Source organism: Flavobacterium sp. xlx-214 (assembly GCF_013874595.1).
GTDB lineage: Bacteria > Bacteroidota > Bacteroidia > Flavobacteriales > Flavobacteriaceae > Flavobacterium.
On record NZ_CP059431.1, the window covers coordinates 82,402 to 94,552 of the forward strand.

The 12,151-nt window shown below is 32.0% G+C and carries 8 protein-coding genes; 3 read left to right on the plus strand and 5 right to left on the minus strand.

Annotated features, from left to right (window positions below):
* Positions 1-45 precede the first annotated feature (45 nt).
* The 4 genes from H1R17_RS00415 to porU all read right to left on the minus strand — a co-directional run bounded on the left by H1R17_RS00415 (position 46) and on the right by porU (position 7,095).
* On the minus strand, positions 46-1,437 hold the full coding sequence (locus tag H1R17_RS00415) for a nucleotide sugar dehydrogenase (protein WP_163430495.1): 1,392 nt from the start codon (positions 1,435-1,437) through the stop codon (positions 46-48).
* A gap of 57 nt (positions 1,438-1,494) precedes the next feature.
* Complete coding sequence (gene cdd, locus H1R17_RS00420) at positions 1,495-1,977, minus strand: cytidine deaminase (RefSeq protein ID WP_163430494.1); 483 nt, start codon at positions 1,975-1,977, stop codon at positions 1,495-1,497.
* A gap of 62 nt (positions 1,978-2,039) precedes the next feature.
* The gene (gene porV, locus H1R17_RS00425) at positions 2,040-3,248 is read right to left on the minus strand and encodes a type IX secretion system outer membrane channel protein PorV (protein WP_163430493.1); all 1,209 of its coding nucleotides are present in this window, start codon (positions 3,246-3,248) and stop codon (positions 2,040-2,042) included.
* 55 nt (positions 3,249-3,303) lie between these two features.
* Complete coding sequence (porU, locus tag H1R17_RS00430; RefSeq protein ID WP_163430492.1) at positions 3,304-7,095, minus strand: type IX secretion system sortase PorU; 3,792 nt, start codon at positions 7,093-7,095, stop codon at positions 3,304-3,306.
* 207 nt (positions 7,096-7,302) lie between these two features.
* Here porU and gldJ point away from each other — a divergent pair, with 207 nt between their 5' ends.
* Both gldJ and murF read left to right on the plus strand, forming a co-directional pair.
* Positions 7,303-8,913: a gliding motility lipoprotein GldJ gene (gldJ, locus tag H1R17_RS00435; protein WP_163430938.1), complete on the plus strand. Its 1,611-nt coding sequence runs from the start codon at positions 7,303-7,305 to the stop codon at positions 8,911-8,913.
* A 59-nt stretch (positions 8,914-8,972) separates the two neighbouring features.
* Positions 8,973-10,262 (plus strand): UDP-N-acetylmuramoyl-tripeptide--D-alanyl-D-alanine ligase, encoded by a 1,290-nt coding sequence (gene murF / locus H1R17_RS00440; protein ID WP_163430491.1) that lies wholly within the window; start codon positions 8,973-8,975, stop codon positions 10,260-10,262.
* A gap of 41 nt (positions 10,263-10,303) precedes the next feature.
* Here the strand turns inward: murF and H1R17_RS00445 are convergent, their stop codons facing one another.
* Positions 10,304-11,500 (minus strand): aminotransferase class I/II-fold pyridoxal phosphate-dependent enzyme, encoded by a 1,197-nt coding sequence (locus H1R17_RS00445; protein ID WP_163430490.1) that lies wholly within the window; start codon positions 11,498-11,500, stop codon positions 10,304-10,306.
* 161 nt (positions 11,501-11,661) lie between these two features.
* On the opposite strand from H1R17_RS00445, the gene H1R17_RS00450 reads away from it, so the two are divergent.
* Entirely contained in the window at positions 11,662-12,123 is a 462-nt protein-coding gene (locus tag H1R17_RS00450) for an Lrp/AsnC family transcriptional regulator (RefSeq protein ID WP_163430489.1), read from the plus strand.
* Positions 12,124-12,151 lie beyond the last annotated feature (28 nt).

Consider the following 12,151-nt stretch of genomic DNA (forward strand, 5'->3'; position numbering starts at 1 on the left):
TGTAAAAAAAATACTCTTTTAAATATCAACTATTTAGAAATAAAATTATTTTCCTATTCCTTGATATAAGAAACCTAAATTGGTCATTTCTTCCGTTTTTAAAATATTTCTTCCATCAAAAACAAATGCAGGCTGTAACATTTCTTGTTTAATTTCTTTCCAATTGTAACTTTTAAATTCATCCCATTCAGTTAAAATAACAACTGCATGTGCCTTAGAAAAAATAGTATCTAAACTAGTATGTATTGTTATTTTGGTTTCTAACACATCCTGAGGTAATCCTGTTATTTGTTCTAAATCGGTAAAAATTTTCTGAGCGGTTACTTTAGGATCGTAAATATGTAGATTTGCTTGCTCTTCTAATAAATAGTGCGCTACATAAATTGCTGCAGATTCTCTTGTATCATTGGTATCTTTCTTAAAAGCCCACCCTAATAAAACCATCTTTTTTTCAGCAACAGTATTAAACATTTGCTTTACCATGGTTTGCACAAAGCGCTTTTTTTGATAGTTATTCATCAAAATTACTTGTTCCCAATAATCTGCTACCTCATTTAATCCAAATGATTTTGCAATGTATACCAAGTTAAGAATATCTTTTTGAAAACAAGATCCACCAAAACCAACAGATGCCTTTAAAAACTTTTCACCAATTCTAGAATCCTTTCCAATGGCATAAGCTACTTCATCAACATTTGCTTCGGTAACTTCACAAATAGCCGACATTGCATTTATAGAAGATATCCTTTGCGCTAAAAAAGCATTGGCAGTTAATTTAGACAATTCACTAGACCAAATATTGGTCGTTAAAATACGGTCTTTTGAAACCCAAGAAGCATAAACACTTTTTAACGCATTTATAGCCTCTTGACCTTCATTTGTGTGATAATCACCTCCAATTAACACTCTATCAGGTTGCAATAAATCGCTTACAGCAGTTCCTTCGGCTAAAAATTCAGGGTTTGATAAAATTTCAAACTTTACATTATTTTGAGTTTGCTTTAAAATACTTTTTAACGTAGAAGCAGTACGTACAGGTAATGTAGATTTTTCAACCACAATTTTATTGGATGTAGCCACTTGCGCAATTTGTCGAGCACACAATTCAATATATTTTAAATCGGCTGCCATCCCTTTACCTTCACCATATGTTTTGGTAGGTGTATTTACTGATATAAAAATCATATCAGCTTCTTGAATGGCTTGATCTACTTGCGTACTAAAAAACAAATTTTTGCCACGAACTTCAGCTATGATTTCTTGTAAACCTGGTTCATATACAGGTAATAAATCAAGATTTTCAGCATTCCAAGCATTGATACGTGCTTCATTTACATCAACTACTGTAACTTTAATATGAGGATTTTTTAATGCAATAACAGCCATTGTAGGACCTCCTACATATCCAGCGCCAATGCAGCAAATTGTATTTATCATAAAAGAATTTCTTTACTTTTTCAAAAGTATAAAATGATTTTTAGTAATGCTATTTCTTTATAAACTATCTTCTTTAAAGATAAATGGTAAAAGATTTTTTATTGAATTTGATTGAATAATCTCACCTTTTTTGCCCATAAAATAAACATCAATATTAGTTCCTTGCTTATTTTCGTACTCTAATAATGATTGTCTGCAAGCGCCACATGGCGGAATAGGCTGTGCGGTTTCTTTTAAAACAGATGATCCTGAAATACAAATACTGATTATTTTTTCATTTGGATAATTAGCTCCAGCTGAAAATACGGCTGTTCTTTCTGCACACAAACCCGAAGGATATGCTGCATTTTCTTGATTGGATCCTAAAACTATTTCATTATTACCTAATAAAACGGCAGCGCCTACCTGAAAATTTGAATAAGGTGCATAGGCAGTATTTCTTGCTTTTATAGCGGCATGCATTAATTTTTGAATATTCTCAGGTAAATCATCAATAGAATTGAACGATGTAAATGTGGTTTCTACTACTATTTTTTTCATAAATACAGACAAAAAATCCAAACATTTTACCGTTTGGATTTTTATTTATACATTATATGCTATTAGTTTTTAAAATAATCTCTACCAAAGTTAAACGTTAAAGAAAAACGTAAGGTATTTTCTAATGGGTTTTTAACTTTACCTGTTGCAAAAAGATAAGAAACATCAATATTAACAATATTGTATTTAAAACCAGCACCTAAAGTTGCAAATTTACGAGCTCCTTTATCTTCAGCCTCATTAAAGTATCCTAAACGGAAAGCAAAAGAATTTTGATACCAATACTCACCACCTAAAGACCATGTAAACTCACGCATTTCCTCTCCAAATCCACCTGGCGCATCACCAAAAGATTTAAACATTCCTGAAAACCAACCTATATCACGGTATTCTTGTCTACGAGAATTTACTTCCTCACCTGCATCGTATTTACCATTTCCATTAGCATCTCTAAAAGTAGGTTGTAAATTTGAAGGAACTAATAATTTAGTAGTTTCTCCGTAAACGGTAACTGTATTATAATTGTCTAAGATAAAATCATATCCCAAACCTAAACGCAAAGTTGTTGGTATATTACTTGAATAATTGCTATCTCCGGTATAACTCACTTTTGGTCCCATGTTTTGAAAATTAAAGCCAGCACGTAATCTACCTTCTGAATTACCCATTGACATACGATCACTTTCATAAAAACCTGCCCAATCTACCGCAAATGTACTTGCTGCTGTTTCACCATCGCCTCTTAATTTTAAGTTAGAACTGATATAACGTCCCGCAACTGCCATAGAGAAATGATCTGAAAGTTTAATACTGTATGATATATCAACAGAAAACTCGTTTGGCTTTTCTACCCCTTGAAACTCACCCGTTTGATTGGTAAGATTAATTTCACCAAGTGTAAAATAACGCAAACTAGCACCAATTGCACTACGCTCATTCATACGGTTATAATAACTCATTCCCATTAACGAAATATCACTAGCTATACTAGACATATACGGAGTATATGACAAAGCAAAACCTTGTTGCTTTTCAGCAAATGCATATTTTGCAGGGTTATAGAATTGAGAAAAAGCATCAGCTGTGGTAGCTACTCCCATATCACCAAGACCACCAGAACGTGCATCAGGTGTTATGGTTAAAAAAGAAACTCCCGTTGTAATTGCCGGATTATATGACAAAGGCGTACCATCTGGCATTGGCAATTCTTGTTGTGCGTATGTTGCTTTACCCACCAATAAACAAACAACTGCTATTGAAATTTTTTTCATTTATGTTTTATTATATTAAACAAATATAAAAATTAGTTTGATAAAATCCTTTAAACTACAAGATAACTAATTTTTCTATTTTTTCTGCTTGTTGCCCAGAAACAGTTGATTTAACTTTTAACTTATAGATATAAACCCCTTTACCTATTCTATCTCCAAAATCATCACGACCATCCCAAATAATTTCACGTGATAAAAATCCGTCTGAAACAACTGTTTGATTAATTGTTTTTACGATTTTCCCTGACACGGTTAAAATTTGCACCTGAACTTGTAACGGTTCATGCGGACGATTGTGTTGAAACCAAAATTCGGTATAGTCAACAAAAGGGTTTGGATAATTAAGAACTTTATCTAATTGTAAATCGCTAGACGATGTTACTACAAAGTCTAACGTAGCAGTAGCTAAATTATTGTATACATCCCAAGCTTTAAATGTAATAGTATGCAAACCTTCTTTTAAATTGCTAAACGGATAGTTGATAAAACCTTTCATAAAGTTGTTAGGCTCTGTTTCATAAAACTCGTTCATAACAAACGGATTATTTTCATCACCATCTAAAATAGCAACCATATCATGCCCTATTCCGCTGGCTGTATTCATACCATTTTCATCTTCTAAATGAGCTAAAAATAAGGGTGCATTATTTGTAATTCCACCTGAGATAAAAGTTTCGTCGTTCATAAACAACTTTATTTGCGGTGCTTTATTATCTTCGGCAGCATTTTCATTTACACCACCAATTTTTAAAGTAGTATTTGCACCTGTATAATCATCTAAAACGGCACCTTCTTTTGTTGCATAAAAACTTGCTTTCCCCTCACCTACAGCAATTTTAATATCTTTAGGAACAACAAATTCAATTTCAAAAACACCGTTTGTTACAGTTGCATTACCTCTAAAAACGGTTTCTCCTAATGTAGTAAAACTCAAAGGATCTCCAACACCATCATTAACCAGAGTAACTTTTCCTTGATTTTTATCAAATAATTGAAGGGCTAAATCACCATTAAAATTACTGATTATTTGACCATTTTCAGTAGTTACTTGTCCTTTTAGCTTGATGCGATCTAAAGCACGCAAACTACCAGTAAAACTTTCTAATGATTCATTATTAACATGTGTAATAACAACATCTGTTTTAGGCATAGCTAATTTTAATGCTGGATCACCTACAAAAGAAACCAAAGCCTGTTGCCCTACTCTATCATTTTTAGTTAATCTTAAAGCTTCCGCCATTGAAACGTTAGGCAAATTATTATCATAGTCAAATAACCAACGTGATACCAGTTTTGTATATTCATTTGCATTAGAAATAAAAATTTTCCTGTTTGTTGCAAAAATTCCGATAGCGCCTGCATTTTCACGTAAAAATAAACGCTCGCCTCCTGATTCTTGAGTAGGATCATCGAAACGAGTAAAATCACACGTCATAATAGTAAACAATGGATATTTCCCTTTATTATTTAACTTATCGATATCGGGAATTTCAAAATAACGCTCACCTCCTAATGTAGTTTCAGAACCATGTCCTAAATAATTAACCAACAAGCTACCACTATTAATGCTACTAATAAAATCCTCTTTTGCCTTAGGATAACGAGGTCCACCTGCAACTACTTGTTGTTGATAAGAATCAGCTAAAATCTTTTTTACATTAAAATAGGGTTTATAAGTAATCAATTCATCTACCATATCATTTAAAGCCATTTGCAATACTGGATCGTTAGCAGAATCAACATCATCTGCCAACGCTGTATAAACGTTTTTCCAGCGACCTGAATTATCATTACTCAAGTATTGTTCAATTTTATCTACCATTGCATTAGCTTGTTGCTGCGAATTAACAGGAATGCGCCCAATGGCAACATCCAAACCAATGATATCAGGTGAACCAATTATTTCTTTATCATCCAGTAATGCATAGAAATCATCTGTTGCAAATGTATAAACTGTATGAAAGTTTGATGATGAAGATGTAGATAAATCGTTATACAAGTAATGATAAATAGGAACCAAATAATCATTTGCAGATTTATAATCAGTAGAAGCGTCACCAAACATATTAACATATTTTAATGTTTGATTGCCTGCATGATATGCATATCTAATAAAATTTCTAACTGCTACAATATCTTGTTGTCCTGATGAAAACTCATTATAAATAGCCTCCAAAGGCACTACTTTTACATTTAGATTACTCTTAGCACGATGCAAATTAGCCAAACGATTAGCTGCAGCTAAAAACTGATTATTAGTAATAATGATATAATCTACATTTCCATTTGCAAAAAGAGTACCTTTTAAATCTTGGTTAGCTATTCTAGCATTTGCTACTGCTGTTGGCAAATAAATATCATTTTGATCAACTGCAACAAACTGTCTTAACTCGCCCAATGGTATTTTAAGAGAAAAGTTTGTATTCGTATTTGTTTTATAAGTAGGCTCATAACGATTTGTTACATCCCAAACCTGGCTAATAGCCTGGGCGTTATTAATTTGAAACATTCCAGTTCCTACTTGTGTTACAGCATCAGTAAAATTAAACCCAAACTGTTTATTATAACCTGCTAAATGTTTATAATAATCAATAGCTATAAAATCAACATATCCTTTTGAAGAAGGTACCCCATTGTTATTAAAATTAATCTGAAAAGATTGTGTTTCAGAATTTAACGATTGTTGTTTAGAAAAATATGCCTCATAAGCTAAAATGTCTCCACTTTTAGCTTCAACAGATTGGTTTCCTATACTTTGATTATTTAATGAAATACCAAAATTGGTTATTGTATTGGATATTGCTGCTAAATTAACACCAATTTTTGCTGGTTTACTAGAATTCAAGAGCGGTGTTTGTAAGGTAAATGGCAATTGAAAACTATTTCCAAAATCTTCACCAAACCACTTTCTACTTAACTGAGCAATATTTTTTTTGTCTTCTTCATGGTAAGCACGTGCTATATAATCGTTATAAGTAATAGTTGCAGCCGCAGTAGGTTCTATATAATTTTGCATGCGCTTACCACTACCATTACCATATGTAACATAATAAAACGCATCGTTACTATATAAATTTAAATGTGTTGCATTTTCTGCACTCCATCCTTTAGTACCAACCGCATAGAAAAGAGCAAAATCATTATCGTTTAAAACACCATCTTGCTCACCTTGCATTTGAATAGCTACTTCTGGTAAATCAAAATTTCTATTTAAACTATTTGCCAAAGGCATCATATCACCACCATATCCGTATACCTTAATAGTTCTAGGATCAACATCCGCAGGAACACCTAATTGCGTTAAAAAGTTTTTATCTAATCTATAAACGCCTGTTTCATTTACTTTAAATCGAAACCAATTTCCTTGAGCAAGTACCGAATTAGTAACAGTAAAAACAGGTTCATCTTTAACTTCATCCTTATTACCAAGTACTTCAAAAACAATTGAATTTATTTTAGAATAACCACTTCCTTCTTTAATAATAGGATTAAAAGTAATTATTGCACTAGTTTCTCCTTTATTAGTAAATAATTGAATTTGCGGATTAATACTAGAAGCAATATTTTTTTGATTGATATCTTTATATTTAGACAAATCAACAGCTTGAGAGTTCTGCGATACTATACGAACCGAATTGCCTTGTACATTTTTCACAATCACTTTTGCCTGCACCGTTTTTGTTGGAACATGAAACGAAAAATACTCAGATTGAAAACCTGGTACAAAAAAAGAAGTTTCATTACTCAACAAAAAGTTTTGATCTGCCCATTGTAATTGAACATTCTTTGTTTGCGCATTTACTACCAAACTTGTAAATAAGGTAAAAATAGGTACGAATCTTTTCATTAACTGATAAATAAATAATTCATGAATAATTTGATAAAAATAATTAAAATAATTACATTCAACATCAAAACGTAGTGAAGAGTTTAATATTTCTCATTTTTTAAGTTTTTTTTAAATATTTTTAAATTTGATATTGTTAATCAAAAGCTAATTATTATATTGCAACGAAATTTATTACCTACTTTAACAATGAAGATTAATAAAATTATGACACTACAATTGATTGCTGTAATGGCAGCGTCAATTGGACTAACAAGTTGTGGAAACAGCAATGCAGGTACGTCATCAGCAACAGGCTGGAAAATAAACGACAAAAAAGGCGGTTTCCAATATAACACGTCATACGATGGCACAGAAGTACCTTACGGTATGGTTGCTATTGAAGGTGGTACATTTACCATGGGGCGCGTACAAGATGATGTTATGGGCGACTGGAACAACAGTGCTACACAACAATATGTACAATCGTTTTATATGGATGAAACAGAGGTTACTAACCTTATGTACAATGAATATTTAACGTGGACAAAAGCCGTTTACCCTCCTACAGAAGCGCGTTACAGCCAGATTTACTCTGCTGCTTTGCCTGATTCTTTGGTTTGGCGTAATCAATTAGGTTTTACAGAAACGTTAACCAACACATATTTGCGTCACCCTGCTTACGCTAACTATCCTGTAGTTGGAGTTTCATGGTTGCAAGCAAACGACTTCTCTAAATGGAGAACTGATCGTGTAAACGAATTAAACTTAGAGCGTGCAGGTTATATAGCTAAAGGCGCTAAAACAGATAAAGCATACGGTGAGCAATCTTTCTCTACTGGTACTTACCTAAACGCACCTACAAAAGCATATGCTGGTAATGACAGTATTGTATTTAAAGGTGTTAAAAACCGTGCTAAAGCAGGACAAACTGGTGTTTATGCTAAAATGGAATACGGTATTTTCTCTGCAGAATTCCGTTTACCTACAGAGGCTGAGTGGGAATATGCAGCTAGTGTAAGAAAATCAGATCGTATTTATAACAATCAACAAGGTAGAAATAAATACCCTTGGGGTTCTGATGATGTTCGTACAAACTCAAGAAGAACAAAAGGTGATTATGTAGCTAACTTCAAACAAGGTCGCGGTGATTACGGCGGTATTGCAGGTTGGTCTACTGATGCTGGTGAAATTACAACTGCTGTAAAATCTTTCCCTCCAAATGATTGGGGATTATATGACATGGCAGGTAACGTTGCAGAATGGGTAGCGGATGTTTACCGTCCTGAAATTTCTTCTGATGTTAATGACATGAACTATTTCCGTGGAAATGTTTACAACAAAAGTGTTATTGGACCAGATGGTACTGTACAAATTGTAAGTACTAATATTGAATATGATACTTTACCAAATGGTAAATTACACCCACGTGCATTACCTGGGCAAGTACAAAAAGAATCTCTTGAACTTCAAGATAGTTTCCAAAGACGTAACTTCCAAGGTAACAACAGTATTTCTTATAATGACGGTGATAACTTTGAAAAAGCTAAGCAAGGTAATAACTCAACTAGAATGTACAATGCACCAACAGATAAAGCTGTATATGATGCCGATGGTAATTTATCTTATACATTAGATGATGTAACAAGAACAACTTTAATCAACAACAACTCACGTGTTATTAAAGGTGGTTCATGGAGAGATAGAGCTTATTGGTTAGACCCAGCAACTCGTAGATTCATTGATCAATATTCAGCATCTGACTTTGTAGGATTCAGAAATGCAATGACAAAAGTAGGTAATACAAAATCGAATGCTAAGAAAAAAGCAAGAGGTTAATTTCAATATTCTTCATTATAAAAAGTCCCTTTTTGGGACTTTTTTTTTATTTTTGATCTATGGAAATACACGAACTTTACAAGTTATATAGCGGATGCAACGGTGTAAGTACCGACACACGAAAAATAGAAGAAAACAGTATGTTTTTTGCCTTAAAAGGCGAACATTTTGATGCAAACGATTTTGCATTACAAGCCCTTGAAAAAGGAGCAGCTTACGCAGTTGTTGATAATAAAGCATTAAAGAAACTTGAAAACAACCGTCTTATTTTTGTTTCAGATGTTTTGGAATGTTTACAAGAACTAGCTTCATATCATAGATTTCATATAGGGTTACCTCTTATTGCATTAACAGGCAGCAACGGAAAAACCACAAGTAAAGAACTTCTTTTTACTGTATTACAAAAGCACTACAACACCATTGCAACTATTGGCAACTTAAACAATCATATTGGTGTTCCTTTAACTTTGTTACGCTTAACAGATGAAACTGATTTAGGTATTATTGAAATGGGAGCCAATCATCAGGGAGAAATTGAAGATCTTTGTAAAATAGCAGATCCAGATTTTGGTTATATAACCAATTTTGGATTAGCTCATTTAGAAGGTTTTGGTGGATTTGAAGGTGTTGTAAAAGGAAAAAGTGAAATGTATACTTTCATAAAAGAACAAAGCAAACAAGTTTTTGTGAATTTTGATGACCCTTTACAGGTTGAAAAAACCAAAAACATGAAACGTTTTGGCTTTAGTATGCAAAATAACTCATTAGCCAATGTACAAATAAGCAATGCACTTGCACAACCAATGGCAAGTTTAACTGTGCAAAATATAACTATTCAAAGTAATTTAACCGGAGTTTATAATATTCCTAATATTGCATTTGCTATTACTGCAGGACTTTTCTTTAACATTCCAATCCAAACAATAAAAGAAGCTATAGAGTCTTATGTGCCGCAAAATAATCGCTCTCAATGGACTGAATTAAATTCAAACAAAATTTTATTAGATGCCTATAATGCCAATCCTAGCAGTATGCAAGTAGCTATTCAAAATTTTAATCAATTACAAGAAGATAACAAAATAATGATTCTTGGTGATATGTTTGAACTAGGAAATGAGTCTACAAAAGAGCATAAACATATTATTGAAGAAGCAAATAAAACAAAAATAAAAACCATTTTTATTGGAGATCATTTTTACGAAAGTAAACTTGATTGTGAAAACGCAACTTATTTCAAAACATTAGAAGATTTTACTAAAACCATCTCTAAAAACACATTAACTCATTCAGTACTTCTAATTAAAGGATCACGAGGAATGGCCTTAGAACGCATTTTAGAATTTATCTAAACATATTTCAATAATAAAAAAGAAGCCAATTGGCTTCTTTTTTATATTACTTTTAAATCTACTAAACACGCTTTCATTATTTCAAAAGTTCTAGAAATATCATTATCTAAACCAATAGAAAATCGTATTAATCCATCAGATAGTCCCATTTCTTTTTGCTCATCAGCAGGAATTTCTGAAGATGTTGAAGTTCCTGGCGCGCTAAACAAGGTTTTATAAAAACCTAAACTTACTGCTAAATATCCAACATTTCTATCTTGCATTAATTCCATAACAGCATTTGCTTTTTCTAATGAACCTACATCAATTGTTAACATCCCGCCAAATCCAAATTCTTCATTATACATTCCTTTAAAAATTTCATGAGAAGGATGCGATGCTAAACCTGGATATACTGTTTTAACTCCAATTTCTTGAAAAGCATTAGCCAAATAAGCAGCATTTAAACTATGCTGTTTCATACGTAAATGCAATGTTCGCATATTTTTTAGAATACTTGAAGAGCGTAAACTATCCATAGTTGCTCCCAAAAGCATACAAGCGCCTTTATTTACATTTTTTAAATCGTTAATAAACTCTTGTGAAGCACATATTACCCCACCAACTGTATCACTACTTCCGTTAATGTACTTAGTTAAGCTATGAATTACAATATCTGCACCTAAATTTACTGGAGTAACACTTAAAGGCGAAAAAGTATTATCAACCACTACTTTAATATTTTTTTGCTTAGCTAACTCCGAAATAGCTTTAATATCAGCCACCTCTAATAAAGGATTACTTACCGTTTCTAAATAGATAACTTTAGTATTTACATTTATTAAAGACGCTATTTTTTGAAGATTGGTAATATCAACAAAATCAATATCAACACCATAATCTGGAAAAAAATTCTTTAAAAAAGCATAGGTTCCTCCGTAAATAGTTCGACTAGAAATGATGTGATCTCCTTTTTTACATAATTGCATTAATGTAGCTGTAATAGCCCCCATACCAGAAGCTGTAACATTAGCCGCCTCTGTATTTTCCATTTGAGCTAAAGCTGAGCTTAAATACAAATTGGATGGTGAACTATGACGACTATATAAATAACAACCATCGGTATTTCCTTCAAATGTATCAAACATGCTCTTTGCTGAAAGAAATGTATATGTAGAAGAATCGGAAATTGATGGATTTACCCCTCCAAATTCTCCAAAAAACTGTAAATCTTGAATTTTATTTGCTGGCTTATGCATAGTTTATTAGTTTTTTATTCATTTTGTATCTAAATATAATTACATTTAATATTTTAACAAAAGGTAATCTTTATGCACAGAAAATAAATTTTAAAAACAGTTATATTTAAAAAAAAATTACGGAAATTTAAAAAAAACACTAACATTTATTCACCTTTATTATGAAAATAGATCACATAGATTATAAATTAATTGAACTACTACAAAAAAATTGTAAGCAAACTACAAAAGAATTAGCTGATCAATTAGATTTATCAACTACAGCTGTTTATGAGCGTGTTAAAAAGCTAGAAAAACAAAATATTATAACAGATTATGTTGCTGTTATTAATAAAGAAAAAATTAATCGCAATTTTATGGCTATTGCTCATATTAAAATAAAATCACACTCAAAAGACGCTATCTTAAAGTTTGAAAACAAGGTAAACGCCATTCCTGAAATTGTTGAATGCTTTAATGTAAGTGGTGAATTTGATTATATTTTAAAAATTGGAGTACAAGATATGGAGGCTTATCGTGAGTTTATGATTTCAAAATTAACTACAATGGAAGAAGTACAAAGTACACACAGTTCTTTTGTTATTAAAGAAGTTAAAAACTCAAAAACGTTTAGCATTTTATAATTTTTTTTTAAACAAAAAAAAACACCTT

What these genes read in the sequence shown, in the direction of transcription:
- H1R17_RS00415 (WP_163430495.1), bottom strand. Translation starts at nt 1,437, where the DNA reads ATGATAAATACAATTTGCTGCATTGGCGCTGGATATGTAGGAGGTCCT.
- cdd (WP_163430494.1), bottom strand. Translation starts at nt 1,977, where the DNA reads ATGAAAAAAATAGTAGTAGAAACCACATTTACATCGTTCAATTCTATT.
- porV (WP_163430493.1), bottom strand. Translation starts at nt 3,248, where the DNA reads ATGAAAAAAATTTCAATAGCAGTTGTTTGTTTATTGGTGGGTAAAGCA.
- porU (WP_163430492.1), bottom strand. Translation starts at nt 7,095, where the DNA reads ATGAAAAGATTCGTACCTATTTTTACCTTATTTACAAGTTTGGTAGTA.
- gldJ (WP_163430938.1), top strand. Translation starts at nt 7,303, where the DNA reads ATGACACTACAATTGATTGCTGTAATGGCAGCGTCAATTGGACTAACA.
- murF (WP_163430491.1), top strand. Translation starts at nt 8,973, where the DNA reads ATGGAAATACACGAACTTTACAAGTTATATAGCGGATGCAACGGTGTA.
- H1R17_RS00445 (WP_163430490.1), bottom strand. Translation starts at nt 11,500, where the DNA reads ATGCATAAGCCAGCAAATAAAATTCAAGATTTACAGTTTTTTGGAGAA.
- H1R17_RS00450 (WP_163430489.1), top strand. Translation starts at nt 11,662, where the DNA reads ATGAAAATAGATCACATAGATTATAAATTAATTGAACTACTACAAAAA.